Here is a 22,810-nt window from a genome sequence, read left to right as displayed (position 1 = left end):
TTAGATCTTCAATTATTGGTGTTAAAACTAGTACCCACGCTTGCTAAGCCAGTCTGACACGATTTTGTTTGCAAGCTCATTTGGGTGTAGATCCTGACGTCTTGATTGTACATCTAGTCCACGTGTTTTTCTCTTTGACAGCCTTAATGAAACATTTTGTTGTAATGCCAATGATCTTGCCTTTTTCATTATCTTTTTGTGGGATGAATTTGGATTGCGTTCTAAAACTTTAAGATATCGCTTTTTTATTTGCGATTCGAGTTTTGATATTTGATTTGCAATTTTAACTGCTTTTGAAACATCTGGGATGATTTGATGCAACTTTGTTGCAGCATCCCTTGAGATTATCTTTGGCACAAGTTCTTTTAGCTTGTCTGGTACTCCTGCAAAACCATGGAATTTCTTAAATGTCGACATTGAAAGTCCTAACGACTGGGCAGCCTTTGACTTGCCCATCTGTTCTGCCAAAAATGCGCATGCATCAGCCATCTCCTTTACATTCATGTTTTTGCGGTGAATGTTTTCAACAACAGAAGCCGCCTTGGCATCTGGTGTGTCATATTCTGTTTTTCTGGTCAAAACCAAAACAGGAATCTTTTTTGCACCCAGTCTTTTCAGTGCAGCCAATCTACGTTGTCCTGACATCAAAAGATACCTATTTCCTTCTTTTTGTACCATTGGAGGATTTTGCAGTCCCTCTGTTCTAATTGACTTTGATAGTTCTGAAATTCCCGCCCTGTCAAGCTTTCTTGCCTGAGCCTCTTTCCAGACCTGAATCTGTTTTATTGGAATCTCCTTTAAACGATAGGAAACCTTTGACGTGTATCTTGTCTTTCTGACAGTACGTCTTTTAGCGACTCGTCTGAGTTTCTTTTTTTTAGCCTTTGTCAACCCTATGGTTTTATTTGAATTTTGTAAAAGGGAATTGGTTGAATCTGATTCGCTTGTGTGTAATGAATAATTAGGTAATAATAGATCTAAATGTCATCTCAAAAACCATCTGACCAGCACAACCCAGATTTTATGAATAAACCGAGTCCAAAAGCCCTTATGGGTGGTATAATCCCACTAGTGATGTCACTAGCGTGGGTTTGAAATTATTACAGAATAATATCTGGGTTTTACCCAAGCCAAATAATACAATTTGTAAGCAATCCCTAAACGTGATAACAGTACCATCTCTTACACATGAAAACTCTACATCTATACATAATTGTAATTCTTGCTTCAAGTCTTGCTATTGTTAGCAATACCGCATTTGCTGACGTGACAAAAAATGTAGGGATTCAAAATATCCAAGTGCAACCGCCTACAATCAAAGTCGGAGACACATTCACAGTCAATGTAACTCTAGCAAACAATTCTCCAAATCAGATATTACTTCAACATGGCGTTTGTGACGGACCGTTCTCTGTAGTCTTTGATAATCATGTTACAATTAACCAAAACCAAATAATATGTCCAATGATTGTCATGTTACAAAAAATTGAATCTGGTGAGAAAATTACAATAACTAGTCCTGGTTCAGCCCTTACCTATAGGGCAACAGTAGCTGGAACTGCAAATGCAACTGTAACGATTCCATACACCGTGAGAAATCAAGCAGACCAAAACCAGCCAGAAACCGTAAAAATCATCTCGAAATCATTCTTGTTTACAATATCTGATAACAATACAGGAACCAAAATAGTAAATGAAAACGTATTATCTCCACTAAAGCAATTCAAATCAGGAATTGCAGCACAAGATGTAAAGTGCAAAGAAGGTCTTCAGCTAGTTATCAAAACCAAAGACAGTTCTCCAGCTTGTGTACGATCATTAACTGCTGCAAAACTTGTAAGACTCGGCTGGGCAAAAACCCAAGAAAATACTGGAATCCTTGTAACGCTCATTGAAGGCCAAAGAGAAGGTCCGTTACTTGTGAAAAAGATCTTTCCAGATAATATTCAGGGTTTGGATTTTCGAGAATATCCTCTTGCAACAAATGTTGGTTACCCGATAACTTTGCACATTGGAGATAGTGCAAGCAATGGTTGTACTGTTGAGCTGACACTTGTCAAGATTAGTAACGGTACTGCTACATTTCTTAAAAAAGAATATCAAAATAGGCCATGCCCCATCTGTCTTTCTGAAAACACTGTAATTGATACGCCAAACGGTCCTGTCAATGTCAAGGATCTAAAGGTTGGAATGACTGTATTGACACAAAATAATTCTGGTCACAAGCAAGCTGGAATAATATTAAAGACAGGAAGAACTCTGGTTACTCAAAATCATATCATGGTTCATCTAGTTTTGGCTGACAAGAGAGAGCTGTACGTCTCACCAAATCATCCAACAGCAGATGGCAGACTCTTTGGAGATTTGTTGGTAGGAGATACACTTGATGGCTCTAAAATAAAAAGTGCAGAACAGGTGCCATACAATGGTACCTATACATATGACATATTGCCGTCTGGCCAGACTGGATTTTACTGGGCAGATGGAATTCCTGTTGCAAGTACGCTCAAATGAAAACTCTCACTAGTTTTTATGAAAAGTAGGACCAATTAATCCATCAAATCATATACTAAAATAAAAAAAATTGGATCTACTGAGTTCCTGTTGATGGAGCTGTAGTAGATGGTGTTGTGGTGGATGGTTGTTGTGATTTCCATGCATTGCCTCCCATGTGGTGTCCACGCATTTCATGTCCACCACCAAGAAGTTCTCCTAGATGCATTGGATGGCCTAGCGAAGTGTTTAACACTTTGCCGTCTCCTGCGTCTACTATTACAGAGTAGATGTTTGTACCATCAAACACTCTAAAGCTGTAGACGACAGATCCTTGGATCACTGTCAAACTTCCTCCTAACACCTGTCCATTAGTTACAGCGCCTGCAGCAGTGTTTGCCGCATCGGTGAACTTTGTATGGACACTAGACAAAAGCATCTGTTGAAGATTAACAGATCCTTGTATCTGTAGGGGTGTAGTTGGGGAAGTTGTCCCAGAAGTTGTTCCAGCAGTCTGTGCAAATGCTAATGTTGTTCCAACTGTAGCAATCACTGCTACACCTAGAATCATTGCAAGCAACTTTGTATTGCTGTTTAGATGTTTTGTGTTCATTTCATCATTGCTACTACAGTTGATTAATAAAGAATTGCGACACATTGTTCACTAACATGGTTAACTAACAGCTTTGTCATCATATTATTTCAGGTGAATACTGTTTTGATTTTGGGTCCAAAACAAGATCGGGCTTTATACATACACAAACTAGATTCTTACAATAACAAGTCTTACCGGATTCAAATCCGGATTAGGTTGACTATGGTTTTTTTGAAGGCAGAATTTTAATAACAATATTGTTTTTTTCTATGTTAATTTCTACATTTTCAAAAATTGATCTGTATTTTTTTACCCTTGTTCTATCAAACATGGTTACATATCCTTGAACTATTAGCAAACCATTATCAATCAAGGCGTTTACTTTTCTATAACCAGAGGTTTGTGGCATCTCTGCAATTTGAAGGATTTCTGAAATAATTCTTGGCTGATCTAAAACAGCATTTAGAATGTTTTTCGTATCTCTATCTCCCAAGGCATTGAAAATTAATTTGACGTAAGATGGATCTTGTATCGTAATCCAATCTGAATTTGGAGTTTTTGAATCATGTGCAATGATGTCTTTTAAAAACGGGTTCTCAACGCGTTCATGCATTTTGTGTGTTTGACTCACAATTGTAATTCATCACATGAACACATAAGCAGGCTGGAATTTTTGTGAAAAAATGCCTTCCTTTTTGGCATTATGTCATGGATTTCCAGTAAATCATAACATTCCATATTACGCTGTTAGGTTCAGTTTTTACAAGTTAGGCATGTTCATGATTTGTTGTGTTTCTTTATTTTTTCAATATATTCTTCTAAAAGTTTAATCATTTCCTGTTCTCTTTTTTGACGTTTTTTTTGTTTAATAAGATTATACAGTATAGAAATATCTTTGTTAGTTGTATGGGATGTCTCTAATGTTTCTCGCTTAATTCCGTATGTTTCTATGACTTTTATCATTTCTTCTAGCGATGGTTCTTTTCGCTTATACAAGGTAACTATAGGAAATAATTACACAGTCTAAATTATTTCTTCCTACCTCCATATTAATAACACATTTCATACTCTATTTTTTTTCCTTCTTCTCTGCCAGTTATTTTGTTTAATAAATTATACTTTTGATACATACATGTGAAGAAAACCTATTATGAGATTATCATAACAAGCAAAAAGATAAAGATGATCCATTTGGTTAATTCTAAAATTATGAATGAATTTGCGACTATCTCATTGAATTATTTTGAAAAAAATAAGATCTGAAAAATATTCTTGACATTACTACCACACCGATAATGCCTACAAGTATGATCATTTCAGCCACAGGGCCAAACTCTGGAACTATTTGTGTACCACTAATTACTACCACATGAGTCCCATCTATGAAGGGAATTGTAATAGTTCTTTCAGTTGATGTTTCTGAATTTTCTTTAGCATCTCCTGATATGTAACCGCCAATTACAAAAAAGAATGGGCTATCAATACCACGGTCCTTTCTGTCTATCAATTCTCTTGGTAGAGTTATTGTCAAAAGACCGTCTTTTGTTGCTTGCACAGTAATAACAAGAGATTTGGCTTGTACATCTGTTTTAGCAGATAAAATTTTGGCAATTCCTGTATTGCTGTACTGAATTGAAAAATTTGTGTATGTCACATTGACGACCTTATTTGGAGCCGTATTTGCTTGCTCCTGAGCAGATACATTACTAGACAAAAACACCGCTACTGAAATTAAAATACCAATAGCGACAAGCCAAGAAAATGACATGAAGGTAAGAGGATTTGCAGACTCAAAAGTATTTGGATGTAATTCTACTTTTGGACAGAAATCATAACATCATAATTTAGACTAAAACAAAATTATTGTTACTAGACAAAACAAAATCCAGTACAAAAATTTATGATTAACTTTAATTTAACCAATTCATATCTAAAATGGTATTAGCGCAAGAAATTCAATTATGGATACTATGCATATCATAAAGATGTTAAATTTTGACCTGTGATGATATGCCCACTCTGTGAATTTGTAGGTATTTCCGTTTAAAATTATATCATGAGATTTGTTCTCAATCTGGGCGTGAAGTATTTTTGCAACCCTTGACCAAAAAATTGCCATTCCAATTGGAATTACTATCCCCAAAATTACTAATCCGATATTGATTACAAACATGATATTATATGAAAAAAATGGTTAACAAACGGTTTAGATCAATTCCTTTTTCCATTTGCTTTAAAAATATTATTCTTAAACTTCTCATCTAAAATGTTCGTCAATTAATGTTTGCAATAAAAAATTTGTAGCTAGTCTAAAGAATCAGAATGAAAAATCCAAGTATTTATTTTATATTCCAGCTAAATTTGCTTCTAATGGAAACAAGTATTATCGAAATTAATCCTATTGTCAAAACCAGAACTGAAACTGGTCCAAATTCTGGGGTAGATGCCTGATTTTGTGTACTTGTTACAGTCGAATTATCTTGTATAGTTGCAAAAGGATTACTCGAGTTGTCTTGTGGCATTGCATAAGGATTACTGGAATTATCTTGTGGCATTGCAGAAGAGTCAGTGTAATTATATTGTGAAATTGCATTAGGATCAGTGGAATTGTTTTGTGGGATTGCATTAGGATCAGATGGGTTGCCTGCACCAGTGGCATCTGTCTGTGCAAAAGCAGAACCAAGAATAAAATCTGTAATGTTACTTTCGTTTGTAGTCATGTAATTTGCAAGACCTAAAACCAGGACAGCGCTTAGAACTAGTGCAATTCTTGCTGTCAAAATCATATGAAAGTGTCTTCTCGTTAATATATTTAAAACTTGATTAACAATGGTATGTATTACATTGTAATACATCAAATAAAATCTAAAATCAAGATTAGAAGTCAAACATAAATTTTTCATCATTTAAATATTTCTCAGGATTGAAACTAAACAAAGTTACGCAATACATTATATCTGCAAATTATAATTTCCAGCAATGAAGCAAAACTCACAAAACAACAACATAACATCTAGCAAATCTAAAATGAGTTTGAAAGCAGTATCAGGCTTTGCAATCGTAGTATTACTGCTTGGTTTTGCAGCTCATCCATTAGATTCTGTATTGGCTCAAGTCGGAGTCAACACTACCATTTCAGGTAGTGTAAGTACAAACGGTGCTGACATTCACGCAAAGGCACAAGTCAACCACCAAGCTTGGGTGACACTACAACAAGCTTTCCAACTTGATAGACAAACATATCAAGATGCTGCTACATCTGCACAAAATGCTTACCAACAATCCATACAAACTGCACGCTTTAACCACCAGCAAACTGAACAAAACATCTTGCAGACTTTCAAGACTGCAAGAGACGGTGTACTTGATACCTACAAGACATCAATAAAAAGTGCACATGGAAATGTTCAGGCAATAATTGCTGCAATGCAAGCACGGGACACAACAATCACTGCTGCTACTTTAACAAGAGCATCTGCAGATATGAATAATGATGTAACAAGAGACAAAGCAATTACATCTGCAGAATCTGCAAAAGCCAATGCAGATATTGCAGCAGCAGTAACCAGAGATACCAACGATGGTTCTGCCAGGCAAACATATGATTCTGCAATTGGAGCAAACAGCACAATTACTACAAGAGACCAGACTATCTGGAATGCTCATGTAACATATGATCAAGCCATAGGTGCTGCACGAGTGACCAAAATCAATGCAGACGGAAACACAACTGTGACTTTTGACCAAGCTATAGGTGCTGCACAGCAAACAAGAATTACTGCCATGGGAAGCGCAGATCAAACTAGAGACGGTGCATATAGTACAAATCCAAAGATAGATGCTCAAAATAACGCCGCAATGGCAACCGCTGCTGGAAATGCAAATGTAGCATTTGATCAGTCAGCAGGAACGGCAGCACAAGCTAGAGCAACCGCCAATTGGAATGCATTACAATCTAGAGATCAATCAGATGCAAATGCAGAAGCTGCGATGTATGCCACAATTGCAAGTGCATACCCATAATCCACAAAAACTCTTCCTCTTTTTTTATTTTAAGAATTAATCTTGTAAGACTCATATCTATGAGAATTGCTCACACTAATTAGATTCAGATTTCTGAATTATAAACAAGCTTAAATCTTCGAGCGTTAATTAATCCAACATGGCATATGAAAGTATAATTGTTATTGTAATAGCAATAGCGGTAATTATCATTGGCGCAAAAAAGATACCAGAACTTGCTCGCACCCTTGGCAAAGCAAAAGGGGAATTTGAAAAGGGCAAAATAGAATCAGATAAAGAACTCAGGGACCTCAAGGATAAAGAGACTTAGATAGAATTTTTAACCACAATTATCTATGAAATGAAGATTACTTACTAACCTACGGTAGTATTGGGACTTCCTGTAGTGATGGATCCAGTCACGATCTTTTGTGCTACAATATCTGTGGCATCAAGTTTTAGAAATGCAGCGTCGCCGGTAAATGCAGATTGACCTTCTATTTTTAGAAAACCAGTATCAGGAACATCCAGCTTTAGAAATGTAGCATCGCCATTCATTTTCAGGAAACCATTTTCAGGAATTGTCATTTTTAAAAATGCAGAATCACCTTCTATTTTTAAGAAACCATTTTCAGGAACTGATAGTTTGTGAAATGCAGAGTCACCAGTAAACGCAGATTGACCTTCCATTTTCAGAAAACCATCTTCAGGAATTGACATCTTATGAAATGTTGATTCACCGTTAATTTTCAGGAAACCATTATCAGGAACTGTTAGTTTTATAACTGCCATCTCTGGAACATTCATCTTTCCTGATATGACATCTGCAAATTGTCCTTGAAGATCACCGAGTTGTTTGCTTAGTTGATTTACCTTTTGTATTAGATTCGCAATGTCAGAATTATCGCCAGACTCTATATGTTTGCCTGAATCTTTATCTCCAAAAACCTTTTGCACTCCTCCAATTCCGGTTATTGCAACTGCTGAAATAACGCCTCCGGCAACCACCTTCTTTAAGAAATCTGATCTGGATATCGGTTCGTTTATGTCAATAATGGCGTCTTGAGTATCACCAGTAGGTTCGTCCCCAGACACACCCATGAAATACATTACTCAAAGTAATACTATAAAAGTATTTCACATATTATTACCATACAGTCATTTTCTATGCTATTATTTTTTAGGTATTACATTTTTTCATCTATATGTTACAAAATTTTAAAATTTTTAATTATGTTCCGCATAGACATGGTTTTATTGAGAAATAATTTGCGTTATTTTTTGTTCGTACCCACAGCAGATTGAACATCACAGAGAAAACGATATTTGATAATCTTTGATGTTGATATGTAGTTATTTCTCTCTGCCCTGTGGCAGGAAATTAGATAATCGTATATCTTTTTTGAATAATCTTGCAACGTTGGCATTATAGGATCAAGTGATTTTTCAAGATAAAATCCTGGACAGTCCCCTGTAAACACAAACTTTGCATGATATTCCACCTTCCACCATTTATCAACAGGCACCCGCCATGGGAGGAATGGATACATCCAGCAAACACCAGGTTTGTCTGGGTGGATACCGCAACTACCCGAAGTCAAAAACCTGCATGGCATTTTTTTCCCATCATCGTCTTTGGTTTCGTCCTTTTTTCGTTTCATAGACAGCATTGTATGAGTTATCAACATGTCATTGTTCATTTTGTCATCAAATGTTATCACGTTTGTCTCGTTTTTGATAAAATCAGATTTGGTTTTGTAACCTAGCTTTTTTGTCATTAGTTCTACATCGTCTTCAGTCATAGGCAATCTTATTGGTCTCTCGCAACAATTGTGGCAGTCTGGCCAGAGACATTTCCAAAGGACATAAAGCTGTGATTTTTCCAAAAATGGGATATGGAAACGAACTTCGCCAACCTGAACTATTTTTTCCGTCAAGTCATCTCGTTTTCCCATGTGTAAATCATAAATCTCATGAGGTATCTCCCATTTTTTTGAAAGATCATCAAGAGATTCTTGCATTGGGGAATGTGCGGTACTCAACAAATCATGGTGTTGCTTGTATGTTAAAACTTTTTACGTGTAGACAGGAAAAATTGAAAAATGGTTTGGATAAAAACAGAAGATTATTTGAAATATTGTTTCAACACACATCTGATGATTCTAAAATCATAGAATAGATTCTTGTAAGCATTAGAGGAACTAAATATTGCGCAAATTAGCTTGCACTAATGAAAAGTCAGGTTAAGGTTGCATCGTTTGTGATTATACTTTTGTCAGCTTCATCCATGCCAAATTTCGCTTTAAATTTTGTTTATGGTGAAGAAGAACACATCCCATCATGGATATCACATATTACTAGATGGAATGTACAAGGCAAGATTAGTAATTCTGAATATGATCATACCATAAAATATCTTCTCAATCAAGGATTCATATCGCAAGAATCAGCAGAGGAACTCTTAGAACTAGTACAACCAAATTTAACGCCAGACGCAGATGACAAGTGCATGGACAGAAATTTTCCAATTGTGAATTGGTCTAACTGTGATTTTTCAGAAGCTAATCTAAATCATATCAATCTTCATAATTCCAATCTCTCATATGCTGATTTTGAACATGCGAATATGGACAAGGCATATCTTTTCCATGTCAATCTAGTTGGGGCACATCTTCAAAATATTGAAATGATAAATGCACAACTAGCAGGAGCTAATCTGTCATATGCTAATCTCACAAATGCCAATGGTAAATTCGTTAATCTTAACGCTGCTATTCTTGCAGGTGCTGACCTATCTGGTGCTAATTTGCAAAATGGCGCACTCATGAATGCTACCCTAACAAATGCAACACTTTCAGGGACAAATCTCAGTTATACTGACATGACAGATGCGAACTTTGCAGGTGCTGATCTTTCAGGGGCAGATCTATCTGAGGCTCTTCTCAAAGGTGCAAATCTTCACAATGCAAATCTCACAGGTGCAAATCTGCATGATGCTGACATAAAGGGCGATGATATTAGCGGTGCAGACCTACACTGTCTTAATCATCCCATATGTATAAAATAAAATTTAATTAAAAAATAATGTCTTATGCCTATTTGTAAATGATAGGCAAACTCTTGATTTGAAACTACCGTATCTTTTAGAATCTTTTTTTTCACATGTGCATTATTTAAAAAAATTTTTAAAATTTGTAAAAGGTTTTGGGAATTTCCAAAACTGGAAATCATTTTGATATGTAAAGAATACGGATCATCTTTATATAATTCTAAAAAAATCAATCTTATAATGAAGAATTCCTTTATCATCATTGCTGCTTTATTGGGATTAATCTTAGTAGGAAGTTCAAACTCTTTTGCTGTTACTAGTACTCCAACTCCTCTTTCTGCAGGTGATCCAATTTACATGAATTATGATAATTTGAGTATCAAAGGTGAGGTAACTGCAACAGGACATCAGGATTGGATTGAGCTTAACAGTTTTCAATGGGGTGTTGGTAGAACTATATCATCACCGACAAGTGGTTCAGGTGACCGACAAGGAAGTGCACCAAGTGTTAGTGAAATAGTTGTAACAAAAGTAATGGATAAATCATCTCCATCGTTGTTACAGCAAGCTTTGGCGGGAGAAGGAAAACCTGTTGTAATTGATTTGGTAAAGGTGAACAATGGAAATCTTGTTGTCTATGCTCAATACAAACTTGAAAATGTGCTGATATCAGGATATAGTGTCTCGTCAGGAGGCGATAGGCCATCTGAAAGTATCTCTTTGTCATTTACCAAGATCACATTTATCTTCAATTCTCAAAATCCTGATGGAACTTTAGCCCCATCCCAAGTAACTTACGATCTTGCACTAGCCAAAGTGTCCTAATTTGTACTAGATTTTGATTTTGGGGGTATGGGTCTATGTTTTTTGTTCAAATAACTTCTGCCCCCTTTGAAAAAGATTTACGATTGTGGGGTAATAGGCTTTGATCAAAAACACTTTTCTTCTTTTGATAATTGTTGCCGTGACTCTGTTTTCCTTTTCAACATGCAATGCTTATGCAGATGTCTTTCTAAAGATAGACTCTATCCCCGGAGATGTAACAGCACAAGGATTTCAAAATGACATACAGCTAGATAGTTTTCATTTTGGTTCAACAAGAACAATATCATCACCTACCGGTACTGGTGACCGAACAGCAGGAGCACCAAGTGTTAGTGATCTTGATGTAACAAAACTGATGGAAAAATCATCAGTCCCGTTGGTAAATAAACTCCTTACTGGTAACACCATTCCCAAGATGGAAATTTTTCTGACAAAGAATCAAAATGGTAAACTGTTCACATTTGCACACTATACATTGGAAAATGTATTAATTTCAGCATATAGCGTTTCGTCAGGAGGCGATAGGCCGTCTGAAAGTATCAGCTTCAATTATGGCAAACTACAGACAGAATTTTTTCCACAAAATGCTGATGGTTCTACGGGGCAGCCAATAGCATTCTGCTGGGATAATATTGGAAACAAAATATGCACCGTCAGCAAACTAGACACCACCACTACTCTAACATCTGGTCCCAATCCATCCACATTTGGTCAGTCTGTAACATTTACTGCAACTATAAGCCCATCTGTTCCTGATGGCGAGACAGTAACATTCCTTGATGGAACCGCCATACTTGGAACAGGAACTACAAAAGGTAGTGTTGCTACATTTTCCACATCATCACTACTTGTAGGATTGGATTTCAAGACTGCAACATATTCTGGCGATTCCAACTTTAATCCAAGTACCAGTCCACAATTACAACAAACTGTAAACAAGGCAGACACTGCAACTATTGTAATATCCAGTCTCAATCCATCGTTATTTACCCAGTCTGTAACATTTACTGGATCAGTAAGTCCAGTATCTCCAGGAGCTGGAGCACCTAGTGGTACAATAGTTTTCTTTGATGGTGTAACTCAGCTTGGTTCACCTGTTACACTAACTGGAGGTTCTGCAACATTTACCACATCATCATTACTAGGAGGAACTCATTCCATTACTGCAAAATACGAAGGTGATCCTGATTTTAACACTAGTACCAGCTCAGAATATTTCCTCCAAGTAAAGCCAAACCCAACAGTTACCCTATCACCTCCATCTGGCACTGGACAGATAATATTTAACTCAAAAAGTGGAGGATTCATATCGCTTAATTCCATACTGCCACCAAACCTTACAACATCTCCTCCAGCTGGAGGGTCATACCCTCTTGGCTTTTTCTCATGGTCAATTTCAGGATTTTTGCCGCCAACATCTGGTACTGTAACAATCACATCTCCTGCAACACTTGACAGTAATGCAAAATACTTTAAGCTGATTGGAGGAAATTGGGTAAGCATTTCACCTATAACAATTAGCGGAAATAAAATGACAATCACAATAATAGACAATGGTCCATTGGATAGCAATCCGACATCTGGTGTGATCTCAGACCCTGGTACTATTGCTACCCCAACAAATGGTAGGGTAACAGGAGAAGGAAACATTGGAAAGGGCACCGACTTTTCATTTGAGGTAACGTCAGATATAGGAACTAAACATTCAACAAAAGGTAATCTGGAATATCACGACAAGTCTGCAAAGATCACACTAGATGGCAATAAGGTTTCATTTCTTTCAGTTGACCCAACTATAACACAAGCAACATTTGTGGGAAATGGAACCCTTGACAATCACAATAATGACAATAACAAGAATGACGACAAATCAAAAAATGATGTTAATCACCATGGCTATACATTTATCGCAAGTATAATTGATCCTGACAAGACAGGAGATCATGATGTTTTTTCAATTACAATAACTGATAGTTCTGGAAAGGTATTGTATCACAATTCTGGAAATGTAAAGGGACACATTGAGATACACAAGTTTGTAGACAAAGATGACAAGTCAGACAGTGGCAGTCATCATAATGACAATAATAACGACAAAAACAATAACAACAAAAAGTAAATTTTACTAAATGTAATGTATGTTTTATTTTTTACATACATCAAGTTAACTTTGTTAGTGAACAAAGCTACGCAATGTTTTATATGATAAAAAAATATCGACCTATAATGAATCCAACCGTAAAATACAGTGCATTTATTGCATCGTTAATTCTGGTGTTACCATACGCAGCATATGCAGACCAAGGATCTACTCAATATGCTTCCCAAAATATGCAAATACAACTGTCTTCTCTGACATGTATCAACACATACGCCACAGGTTACCTTAACGACGTTGTTAGTGCAATAAACAATTCAACAATCACATCCACTCTAACAAACACAGACATACCGAAACTTGGCACTGACTTTGCCGCTCTACAGGCAGATGCAACTGCTAATAACGTAGCTCAGTTCAAGACAGATGCACAAACATACAATGCTGATACAAGGACTGATAACCATGATACGATGACTGCTATCAAGATTGCACATAACAGAACCATTTACTCTACTTTAAAATCAGAGATTGGTCCTCTACATTTAACCGAAAAGAGTTGTCTCTATGCAACAAAACAACAACAAGCTCAGCACAAGATGCAGATGTTTAACACATCCCTATCACGTGTTCAGAACATGACAAATAAGCTTGGTTCACATGGCGTAAATACAACAGCACTCACTCAGACAATTAATCTTGCAAGTAACCAGATTCAGGCATTTCAAACAGCAATAAACAATGCACAGAACAGTACACAGCTTCAAGCTGCATTGAAAAGCTTTTGTTTATACAATGGATGCAAGACTGCCAACAACTTCCACTTTGCAGCAAATGTTGCAATCCAGGCAGATCAAGCAAAGCTGAATGTTCTTGCTGGAAAAAATACAACATCCTCATATCAAGGATTAGTTGGCCAAGCACAGACTGACATCAACAATGCACAGACTGCGCTAAATCAAGTAGGATCTAGCCAATATCAGGGAACACAATCAAGCACTGTTTGGGGTGACATCAAGGCTGCATCAGACCTCATTCATCAACTACAGATAGTGAATCACAAACATCACTAACCAAACCTTTCTTCTTTTTTTAAGTCAATAATATTAGTAACAATCACGTCATCATTTTGTTGTTCACAAGAATTCTTGTTGCAATTGATGGATCAGAATCAGCAAAAAAGGCGTTTGAAGAATCAATTTACCTTGCACAAAAATGTAATTCAAAATTAGATTTGGTGCATGTTGTATCATGTGAGTTGGGCGGTGATAGTGCTACAACATTTGAGCTAATAGATGAACTCAAAACCAAAGCCAAGAAAATGCTAGATGAATATGAATCTCTAGCGGCAAAAAATAATGTATCCATCGAAGTAATGGTAATACAAGGCGATCCTGCCCAAGTAATAATTGAGCTTGCAAAAACCAAAAGACATGACTTGATTATTATGGGAACTCGTGGCAAGAGTGCTTTTCAAGAATTGTTAATTGGCAGCGTCTCACAAAAAGTAATGCATCATGCTAGCTGCCCTGTCATGGTCATTCGCTAGAATTGCACAAATTATTTCTTGACAAAAAATGAAATTTTTACTGTGGGTCCAAAATAAGATGACTTTATTCAGATCTATTTCTTACGTAATAATTAGTTAGTTTTGTCTACTGTAAATCTTAAGATTTGCCTTCTGCGATTGCACAATCGTGGCATAACCTTGGTTTTAAGATTGCCAACTCTTTATGCTTCTTACAACGTTTGCATATTTCTTTCATTGTACAGATACCTCTTCATGATAATCTATTGAGTTTCAATAAAATAAAGTTATTCAGATTCTTTGCTGATCTCTACAAGTTGACTAAAAATCTGAAATGCTTAAATCATATCAGATCATAACACAAGTAATGTCTTCTAAAACAATCGGAATAATAGTAGGATCTTTTGTACTATGTGTAATTGTCATAGGAATTGCTATGATGGCAGGAGCTGGATGGGAAACACCTGGTCAATATACAGGAACACATAATGCAGCAAATACAGTTACTGATTCAAAGAATTGCTATTCATTTCAGACAGGTTGTACGAATGGTAATAACGGAGCCATATCTGCATCTACTGCAAAGTCTGGTGCAGCTCTGAGTGGCAACTACTATGGTTCACCCTAGCCTTTGAGCAATTTCAAGTTGTAGTGACTCATTTTACCTGCGAGTCAAAGATCAATTTTTTCCTTTTTGAGAATTTGATGAGATTAGCATTCCAAGAGCATTAAAATATGATTACAGGTATAGTGACATGTTGGCAAATTGTTTATGTGCTGACTGTAAATGCACTGAAGATTCCATGTGCGATATCTGTCCTACAGGAACGTGTTGTTGCATTTCAACTCCAGAAATAAAAAAATCTACGTTTTTTTTCAACCAAGTAAAAAAATCATACCCTTCTGCTGTTGGGATTATAGTTCTGTGCATACTTTCATCACAGATAGGACAAGGCATATCATTTGTACTATTTGGTTATCATGATGTGTTTGGAATAATCATGTCGTATGCTCTTGGTTATGGTCTTGCAAGTATGACTACATTTTGTACTATTATGGGAAGATACAATTCAAAACAAGGATTGGGTGCATGCTGTTCTGCTCTGGAACAAGGAAGTAATATCAGCTTTATTTCAAATCTCAAGAATACTTTTCAATATTGCGGTATTGGAATGAAGAAGATTCCGCATTTGTACAAGCTACCAAATCTAAAATATGTCATTAAGACTAGTCTTTACATTTTAGTTACTGCGGAAAGTGCATGCATACTTACAGCAGAAACAGTAAATCTGGCATTTTTTAGACAAGCAATGTGGTTATCAATGCCCTTAGGTTTGTTTGCTGCTGCCCTTGTAGTTACCATTATTGAAAGTTACAAAATGACTAGAACAAAAAAGTAAACAATGAATTGAACATGAAGAATTTCTAGGTAACCCTAAATCATGGTTTTAGAATGCAAAATTTTAGTGCAAAGGGGTAGTATTGTTTATTTATTGCTTTTTTGATATATTGATACCATATGAAGTGTATTAATTTTAAATCGTATAAACAATCAAAATTTCTTGCAAGCATAATTGTGCTCTGTCTTGCGGGATTACTAGTTAATTCTTCATCCTCTTTTGTGTTTGCACAAAAAGATCAAGTTGGTATAAATGCTGATGCTTCTGCGAAAATTAATTTAGGAAAGACAGAGATATCATCAAACTCTACAACTCAAGCTAATGCTTCTGCAGAAAATTCAGGTGAAAATACAACAGGTGGATCTAATGAAAATTATCAATCACAAGGAAATTCTCAATCACAAACAAATACGCAAGCAGAATATCATGAAAACTACAAATCATCTTATGAAAAAATGTCTGCAGATTCAGAAAACTCATTTACCGTTGAAACAGATAAGCATCTTTACAAACCGGGTGACGATGTAAAAATTGAAGGATCAGTTTGGTCTGGTTTGATTACGGAACTTGGCGGTGCAAACCTAATTTCGATACAGGTATTAGATAATAACGGCACTATAGTTAATGACGGAAAAGCTCAAGTCGGTGGAGATGGACAATACAGAGCAGACTTTACTTTGCCTGACAATGCAAAAACTGGCGCATATACAATAAATGCAAAAATTGATGTAAGTGCAGACTTGGTAGGTGGCTTGACACTAAAAACCCAGGCAAACCTACAATCCTCTGCAAAGTTTGTAGTTGTCAGTCCTAATGCATTTGCAATAAAAGCAGAAGGAAAAGATTTTGATGTAAAGTTAACAAGTAATTCTAATGTAAGCAATCTGCAATTTGATGAGCAAGCAAAAAAGATCTCTTTTACAGTCTCTGGTGAAACTGGTACAAAAGGAACAACAGACATCACCATTCCAAAATCATTACTAAGTGGTAACATTAGTGTGATGATAGACGGTCAGGTTATGTCACAAGCTGATGTCATTGAAACAGCTAATACACAAGATGAAACTACGCTTGAAATCAACTATCATCATAGCACACACACAATTGAGATAGTAGGAACAAACGCGGTCCCTGAATTTCCAACTGCAATATTGGTTATGGCTGCAGCAATTGGCTTGTTTGTGATATTTGCTTCAAGACAACACATTACAAAGTATCTGTACAAATTTTAATCTCCGCTAAAACCTATCTCATAAGCATTACGTAGCATAACTACACTTGATTTATTTGAAAAATTCACATATTGCATTTGTTGCAAAAAGAAATCATTTTACTTATCGTTTTGATTGCTGTTTTTACATCTGTCTCAACCATGCCTGCACTAGCTAGCAATGCCCAAGTTTACATAACAAATGGTAATTCCACAAATAGTTGTCCATCTATCTCTCCATGTTTTCTTCCTTACCAAGTAACAGTTTCTGCAGGAGGTACCATTACTTGGACAAATCTTGACAACAAAACCCATACTGCTACAACAGGAACGTCAAATTATGGACCGATGGGAACCTTTGACAGCGGTATAATTGAACCAGGTAAATCATTTACACAATTTTTTGGTACAGTAGGAAAATATCCTTATTATGATAAAATCAATCCTTTGGTTACTGGGATTATTGTAGTACAATCTGGTAAAGCTAATCATGCCGAGCTTGCATGGGTTAATGGCTCGTTAAACATTTCTGATCAATTTGGAAATACCACATCCCCAGTTTCAGGTAAATCTATTATAATAACAAAAGATGTTTACAATAGTGGCGGTACTGATGCCAGATCAATTATGTTTAGACTGAAAATAACAAACAGTACTAATCTTCTTGTATATGATACTTTTATCAATGCAAATATTGATGCAAAACAAACTGTACCAATAAGTTTCAACTGGATGCCAACAAAACCTGGAAACTATCAACTGTTTTTTGATGCAGACCCTTCAAATACAATAGGTGATACCAACGAAAATAATGACATTGCCTATAATAGTTTGATGATTTTTAATACAACTAGTTCTCAAATTGATAAGACACCTACTCAAATTAGTGATAATACTCCTGAATCCAACCACAACGCCACAATTGTACCAGAATTTGGTCAATTAGCACCAATTGTTCTTGCAGCATCAATAATGTCAATAATTATTCTTTCCTCAAAAAGAATAATCAACAGATAATTTTTGCAAGATACTAATAACGAGAAATAGATTAGCAGTAACTAGGGAAATTGTCTTCAATAAAATGGCTTATTTTAGTTGGCGTGATTGCATCAGTTGCAACACTCGCATTTACTATGGAAAATGTATTAAAATCAAACGAAAAAAACTCTGATAATAGCTTACCTCAAAGCTATAATGAAAATCAAAATAACAATCCATACATAAAAGAATATTCTCTACCTGCTGGAACTTGGCCTAACGGTATATTGGTTGATAAAAATGGAATTGTTTGGATAGCGGGATCTAAAACTGATTCATTATTTAGATTTGATACAAACCAGGGAAAAATATCATCATATCCAATCAGAGATGAAAATTCACAAAATTATACATCAAGTAATTCATTTATGGTGTGGACCATGTTGCAAGACAGTGATGGATTCATATGGTTCTCGCAGTTAGGAACAAACTCTATTTGGAAATTTGATCCTAATACTGATAAATTTACTGCATTTCACTTAATTCGCTCTGCACCTTTTCAAATGAAATCAGACAAAGATGGAAACATCTGGTTTACCACTCTTACAAGCAACACAGTTGGTATAATACAAAAAACTCAGAACAAAACTGAACCATACATGATTTCTGAATTTAAAATAGGAAATGACACTCAACCTGCTGGGTTGTTTTTAGAAAATAATTATTTATGGATTACCGAGATTGCCACACAAAAAATTGTGAAATATCATATCATATCTGATGGTGGAATTGTAACAAATATTGAAAAAACACTTGAAGTACCAACAGATGAAAAGATCTCACTTGGTTCCCCAACAGATCTTTTTGTACTAAATGACACTATTTGGTTAACTGAACATGGAACAAGCTTTATCACCGAATATCAGATAGACTCTAAAAGTCTAACAAGATTTCCCACATCACAAAATGCATATCACGTCACTACTTTGCCTTTTTGGATACGAGAAGTAAATGGCGGCAAAGAAATGTGGGTAAATGAACATGAAGGCAATAAAATTGCCTTTTTTGATACGGTAAATAAAACTCTCACAGAGTATGAAATTCCTTCCCGTCCAGCAGATGGATATCTGGTATATGCACTAAATATTGTAGCTGATCCGTTTGATGGCAACAAACTCTGGTTTTCTGAATGGAATACCGATAAATTTGGTGTAATAACTAACACAATTCCATCCCCACTTGATATTCATTCCAAGATTAACAAAATAGTATTTAGTGATTCATCCAAACAACAAACACTTGATATAGAAATTTCCAAAAATGGTCTTGTTAAAAATAACTTTGTATTTCTTAATGCGTCAAGTTCTATACAATCAAACGCAGGACTTGGAAATCTTGATGTAAAGTTTTCTAATAATGTGATTGATGTAACAAGGATGCATACTGTGCAGATTTTATTGCAAAATAACTCTGTACTTCCAGGAAATTATACACTTGGAATTAGCGCATCTGATGGAATGATGACAAAAACTATTTTTCTTGATCTGCAAATACTAAGATAGTTGGTTAAATCAGTTTTTATTTTTCAAAGAAACTAGCAGATATGATTTTATTTTTAAGTGCATAGTCTTTGATTTGGGACAATCGTAACTCTTCAATTATGAAATGAATGTAATCATTTCTATACAGTGGTAATTCTATCTGTTTCCCAGTTTCTCTTTCCTCAAAATATTCTGGTTCTGGTTCCCTGCCAAGTATATCAATACAAAGTTGTTTTAGTTGATCAAGTTCAAATTTGTTTAATAGATTATCTTTGTCAGGTAATTCCTGTTGGAAAATTCTATCTTCTTTCTCTATCTCATTTTTTATTCTTTCAATCTCTATTTGATTCTGATTTTTTTCACTATCTTTGTTATGACCAAAGAATTTCTTAAAACCCATTTAATTTAGGGATTTTTAACCTAAAATATAATTGTAAACATTACGATCTTCTATTGTGACTATTAGATCTTTTGTCTCATGACCATATGCAAACAATGTTTAAAGCATGAAAAATTGTTGTTGTATCATGAGTAGTGAAACTGGGGAACAATGGTCAGAATGGCTAGATTTTAATCAAGATACTGCTAAATCTGTTCCTGAGACATCTGGAGTTTTTGTAATGCATACAGCAATGAAGATACAGTTTATTGGCAGCGCTCAGAACCTAAGAGCATCACTTTTAGAATCATTAACAACAAAATGTTTAGAAAAAGCAAAGAGGTTTAGATATATGGTTACAGATTCACGGGAAAAAACAAAAGAACAACTCATTCAAGATTATACAAAAAAACATAATGGTAAATTGCCAGAATGCATGGAAATAAACTAATTTTTTAATTTTAATTTGACCACAAAGCTTACTTTATACAGTTTTGATCGTTCCTTATGAAGATGAATTGGAAATCCTGCAGTCATGTGGTGTTGTGGCTTGGTCTGATTGGAATAGGTGCTTTTTTATTTCTAAATTTGGATCTAGCACATCGTAAAAGAGAATTATATTTGATCTTTGGATTGGCAATGATTTTTATGATTAGCGGATGGGTAGGCGTATTTCGATTTTCGCGTATATGGAATATGATTAATTAAAATCTGATCAATGGTTTTGATTTAAATTTTAACCGCCCTTAGAACCACAAGAACAAAAGCCATATTCATCTATCCTAGACTTGCAAAAGGGGCACTTTTCTAGATATTCCACTTCCCATGGCTCTTTGCCAAAAAGTCTAAAATGATCATCAATTTCTATTGGGATGATTCGTTTTTTTGGTAATTGCTTCTTTATCATTGAATAATATATCTACATACTTGATAATTAATAATTGTACCAACTAGTTCTCATTAACTACAGAAAATGCATACTATTGACATAGGATGTATAGCTAGTTGATACGCTCAAATATTTGAAAAAAATCTAATCTATATCAATAAAATCATTTGTTTCTTTTATGTCAATGAATTTTGCCTCACATTTAAAACACTGCCACACAAAATCATTTCCGCGTTTTCCTTGGTACTGCATGGGTAAATTACATACACTGCAGATTAATTCTTTCACGATTTATGTTGGTTTTGAGTTTTATTTATCTTGATCACGTATTTGTAGGTCGATGTTTTTTGTTTAAGATAGCACTGCCAACAAATGAAATAACTAGATTCACTGCCAAAGCTATCACTGCTATGTAAAGGGATCCAAACATAGTATTAAAAAGTGAACTAGATAACGGCCCAAAATTATTTACAGATTCTACCATGAAAATTCCTAAAAATATACCTGTTACCAAACCTGCAATTAATGGTTCTTTTCTTAATGATTTCACATACATTCCAAAAAAAACCGCAGGCAAAATTTGTGCAATCAGAATTCCACCTAAAAGCTGAAGTGATATTGCATAAGTAGCTGGCACTGTAAACACAAATCCCAGGGCTACAAACTTGAAAATAGTTGATGAAATTTTTGTAATTCGAATTTCAGATTTTGGTGTCAGGTTTGGTTTTATCTCTTTGATGATGTTTCTTGTAAGCAAGTTTGCTTGCGCCATTGCCATAATTGCAGCTGGCACTAGGCCACCGACAAATATGCCAAGTAACGCTATTCCTGAAAACCAACCTGGCATAGAATACAAAATCAGAGAAGGCACAACAAGTATGCCACGTGAACTCTCAGGAAAACCAGATAAGAAATTCATTGCAGAAGGTACGGCATAAACCAATACTCCCATCAAGGCCATTATTGCAAGGCCAATTCCATATAGAGGGAGTAATCCTGTGCTGGTTCTAAGTTTTTTTGCACTTTCCGCACTCAAAACACCATTTATCGCATGTGGATAAAGATACAATGCTAACGCACTTCCAAGTACTAGTGTTGCATAAGCTGGTACAAGAGAATCAGAAAGAGTGACATAGTTTGGTTTGATTTCTTTGAAAACATTACCAAATCCGCCTATACTGATTGGTACAACTACAATGACTGCAATCACAGTAATCCAAATCAATACGTCCTTGAATATTGCAGTTAATGTTGCTCCTCGCAGACCACTAGTAAAAGTAAATGCTGCCAAAATTGCAAAAGATAACAATAATGCAATCTCTTCTACTACCTGAGAGTTACTAGTACCTGCAAGCATGACAGTGAGGACAGACTGCATTCCAACTATCTGTAATGCAATGTATGGTAATTCTGCAACAATACCAGTTATTGCTATCATAACAGCTAGTGCCAAACTGCTGAATCTATCCTTGACAAAATCAGACGCAGTGATGTATCCTTTTTCTCGTGAAAGAGACCAGAGTCTTGGCATTGTTACAAGTGCTACGGCAAAAGTCAACATGACATATGGAATTGCAAAAAAGTAAAGTGATCCTTTAGCAAAAACCCCTGAAGGAATTGCAACAAATGTGTATGCAGTGTATAGATCAGCACCAATCAAAAAGAAGACAAGTGTAGTACCAAGCTTCCTTCCAGCTAATGACCACTCGTGCACATTATTGAGATCTCCTCTTCTCCAATATTTCCCATAAAAGCCAAGTGCGATAAATACAACAAAGAGGCATACAAATGGAATTAGACTATCTAGTCCTATCACTTTGTAC

Annotated in this window: 26 protein-coding genes; 14 read left to right on the top strand and 12 right to left on the bottom strand. The window is 35.6% G+C overall.

Features of this window, described 5'->3' with window-relative positions:
• Positions 1-27 precede the first annotated feature (27 nt).
• Positions 28-891, bottom strand: a complete 864-nt coding sequence (locus tag VEU72_06760) for a ParB/RepB/Spo0J family partition protein (protein HYL66839.1) — start codon at positions 889-891, stop codon at positions 28-30.
• Between the two features lie 297 nt (positions 892-1,188).
• On the opposite strand from VEU72_06760, the gene VEU72_06755 reads away from it, so the two are divergent.
• Positions 1,189-2,514, top strand: coding sequence for a Hint domain-containing protein (locus tag VEU72_06755; protein HYL66838.1), 1,326 nt, complete (start codon positions 1,189-1,191; stop codon positions 2,512-2,514).
• A 76-nt stretch (positions 2,515-2,590) separates the two neighbouring features.
• Here VEU72_06755 and VEU72_06750 read toward each other — a convergent pair whose 3' ends face one another.
• The 6 genes from VEU72_06750 to VEU72_06725 all read right to left on the bottom strand — a co-directional run bounded on the left by VEU72_06750 (position 2,591) and on the right by VEU72_06725 (position 5,874).
• Complete coding sequence (locus VEU72_06750) at positions 2,591-3,106, bottom strand: PepSY domain-containing protein (protein HYL66837.1); 516 nt, start codon at positions 3,104-3,106, stop codon at positions 2,591-2,593.
• 202 nt (positions 3,107-3,308) lie between these two features.
• Positions 3,309-3,719, bottom strand: coding sequence for a transcriptional regulator (locus tag VEU72_06745; protein ID HYL66836.1), 411 nt, complete (start codon positions 3,717-3,719; stop codon positions 3,309-3,311).
• Between the two features lie 146 nt (positions 3,720-3,865).
• Positions 3,866-4,084 (bottom strand): hypothetical protein, encoded by a 219-nt coding sequence (locus VEU72_06740; protein ID HYL66835.1) that lies wholly within the window; start codon positions 4,082-4,084, stop codon positions 3,866-3,868.
• 229 nt (positions 4,085-4,313) lie between these two features.
• Positions 4,314-4,856 carry a hypothetical protein gene (locus tag VEU72_06735; GenBank protein HYL66834.1) on the bottom strand — a complete coding sequence of 181 codons (543 nt, stop codon included), beginning with the start codon at positions 4,854-4,856 and terminating at the stop codon, positions 4,314-4,316.
• Positions 4,857-5,018: 162 nt separating this feature from the next.
• On the bottom strand, positions 5,019-5,261 hold the full coding sequence (locus VEU72_06730) for a hypothetical protein (GenBank protein ID HYL66833.1): 243 nt from the start codon (positions 5,259-5,261) through the stop codon (positions 5,019-5,021).
• 166 nt (positions 5,262-5,427) lie between these two features.
• Positions 5,428-5,874 carry a PEFG-CTERM sorting domain-containing protein gene (locus tag VEU72_06725; GenBank protein HYL66832.1) on the bottom strand — a complete coding sequence of 149 codons (447 nt, stop codon included), beginning with the start codon at positions 5,872-5,874 and terminating at the stop codon, positions 5,428-5,430.
• 193 nt (positions 5,875-6,067) lie between these two features.
• Between VEU72_06725 and VEU72_06720 the strand changes: the two genes are divergently transcribed.
• Both VEU72_06720 and VEU72_06715 read left to right on the top strand, forming a co-directional pair.
• The gene (locus tag VEU72_06720) at positions 6,068-7,111 is read left to right on the top strand and encodes a hypothetical protein (GenBank protein ID HYL66831.1); all 1,044 of its coding nucleotides are present in this window, start codon (positions 6,068-6,070) and stop codon (positions 7,109-7,111) included.
• Positions 7,112-7,250: 139 nt separating this feature from the next.
• Positions 7,251-7,421: a twin-arginine translocase TatA/TatE family subunit gene (locus VEU72_06715; protein HYL66830.1), complete on the top strand. Its 171-nt coding sequence runs from the start codon at positions 7,251-7,253 to the stop codon at positions 7,419-7,421.
• 44 nt (positions 7,422-7,465) lie between these two features.
• Here the strand turns inward: VEU72_06715 and VEU72_06710 are convergent, their stop codons facing one another.
• Together VEU72_06710 and VEU72_06705 are read right to left on the bottom strand one after the other, a co-directional pair.
• Entirely contained in the window at positions 7,466-8,191 is a 726-nt protein-coding gene (locus VEU72_06710) for a hypothetical protein (protein ID HYL66829.1), read from the bottom strand.
• 173 nt (positions 8,192-8,364) lie between these two features.
• Complete coding sequence (locus VEU72_06705) at positions 8,365-9,132, bottom strand: YkgJ family cysteine cluster protein (GenBank protein ID HYL66828.1); 768 nt, start codon at positions 9,130-9,132, stop codon at positions 8,365-8,367.
• A 188-nt stretch (positions 9,133-9,320) separates the two neighbouring features.
• On the opposite strand from VEU72_06705, the gene VEU72_06700 reads away from it, so the two are divergent.
• The 10 genes from VEU72_06700 (at position 9,321) to VEU72_06655 (ending at position 19,740) form a co-directional block, all read left to right on the top strand.
• On the top strand, positions 9,321-10,157 hold the full coding sequence (locus tag VEU72_06700) for a pentapeptide repeat-containing protein (GenBank protein HYL66827.1): 837 nt from the start codon (positions 9,321-9,323) through the stop codon (positions 10,155-10,157).
• A 222-nt stretch (positions 10,158-10,379) separates the two neighbouring features.
• On the top strand, positions 10,380-10,964 hold the full coding sequence (locus VEU72_06695) for a type VI secretion system tube protein Hcp (protein ID HYL66826.1): 585 nt from the start codon (positions 10,380-10,382) through the stop codon (positions 10,962-10,964).
• 100 nt (positions 10,965-11,064) lie between these two features.
• Positions 11,065-13,083 carry an Ig-like domain repeat protein gene (locus VEU72_06690; protein ID HYL66825.1) on the top strand — a complete coding sequence of 673 codons (2,019 nt, stop codon included), beginning with the start codon at positions 11,065-11,067 and terminating at the stop codon, positions 13,081-13,083.
• 107 nt (positions 13,084-13,190) lie between these two features.
• Positions 13,191-14,135, top strand: a complete 945-nt coding sequence (locus VEU72_06685) for a hypothetical protein (GenBank protein ID HYL66824.1) — start codon at positions 13,191-13,193, stop codon at positions 14,133-14,135.
• 56 nt (positions 14,136-14,191) lie between these two features.
• Positions 14,192-14,611: a universal stress protein gene (locus VEU72_06680; GenBank protein HYL66823.1), complete on the top strand. Its 420-nt coding sequence runs from the start codon at positions 14,192-14,194 to the stop codon at positions 14,609-14,611.
• Between the two features lie 346 nt (positions 14,612-14,957).
• Positions 14,958-15,218 carry a hypothetical protein gene (locus VEU72_06675; protein ID HYL66822.1) on the top strand — a complete coding sequence of 87 codons (261 nt, stop codon included), beginning with the start codon at positions 14,958-14,960 and terminating at the stop codon, positions 15,216-15,218.
• 127 nt (positions 15,219-15,345) lie between these two features.
• The gene (locus VEU72_06670; protein ID HYL66821.1) at positions 15,346-15,990 is read left to right on the top strand and encodes a hypothetical protein; all 645 of its coding nucleotides are present in this window, start codon (positions 15,346-15,348) and stop codon (positions 15,988-15,990) included.
• 119 nt (positions 15,991-16,109) lie between these two features.
• Complete coding sequence (locus tag VEU72_06665) at positions 16,110-17,222, top strand: MG2 domain-containing protein (protein ID HYL66820.1); 1,113 nt, start codon at positions 16,110-16,112, stop codon at positions 17,220-17,222.
• A gap of 80 nt (positions 17,223-17,302) precedes the next feature.
• The gene (locus tag VEU72_06660; GenBank protein ID HYL66819.1) at positions 17,303-18,217 is read left to right on the top strand and encodes a CARDB domain-containing protein; all 915 of its coding nucleotides are present in this window, start codon (positions 17,303-17,305) and stop codon (positions 18,215-18,217) included.
• 50 nt (positions 18,218-18,267) lie between these two features.
• Positions 18,268-19,740, top strand: coding sequence for a hypothetical protein (locus VEU72_06655; GenBank protein ID HYL66818.1), 1,473 nt, complete (start codon positions 18,268-18,270; stop codon positions 19,738-19,740).
• Positions 19,741-19,756: 16 nt separating this feature from the next.
• Here VEU72_06655 and VEU72_06650 read toward each other — a convergent pair whose 3' ends face one another.
• The gene (locus tag VEU72_06650) at positions 19,757-20,119 is read right to left on the bottom strand and encodes a hypothetical protein (GenBank protein HYL66817.1); all 363 of its coding nucleotides are present in this window, start codon (positions 20,117-20,119) and stop codon (positions 19,757-19,759) included.
• A 127-nt stretch (positions 20,120-20,246) separates the two neighbouring features.
• Between VEU72_06650 and VEU72_06645 the strand changes: the two genes are divergently transcribed.
• On the top strand, positions 20,247-20,549 hold the full coding sequence (locus tag VEU72_06645; GenBank protein ID HYL66816.1) for a hypothetical protein: 303 nt from the start codon (positions 20,247-20,249) through the stop codon (positions 20,547-20,549).
• Positions 20,550-20,834: 285 nt separating this feature from the next.
• Here VEU72_06645 and VEU72_06640 read toward each other — a convergent pair whose 3' ends face one another.
• Together VEU72_06640 and VEU72_06635 are read right to left on the bottom strand one after the other, a co-directional pair.
• On the bottom strand, positions 20,835-21,005 hold the full coding sequence (locus VEU72_06640) for a hypothetical protein (protein ID HYL66815.1): 171 nt from the start codon (positions 21,003-21,005) through the stop codon (positions 20,835-20,837).
• Positions 21,006-21,309: 304 nt separating this feature from the next.
• On the bottom strand, positions 21,310-22,803 hold the full coding sequence (locus tag VEU72_06635) for a sodium:solute symporter (protein ID HYL66814.1): 1,494 nt from the start codon (positions 22,801-22,803) through the stop codon (positions 21,310-21,312).
• Positions 22,804-22,810 lie beyond the last annotated feature (7 nt).

It is taken from the genome of Nitrosopumilaceae archaeon (assembly GCA_035631875.1).
Lineage (GTDB): Archaea > Thermoproteota > Nitrososphaeria > Nitrososphaerales > Nitrosopumilaceae > TA-20.
Note: the sequence above shows the minus strand (reverse complement) of the source record. Positions and strands in the feature narration are given on the sequence as shown.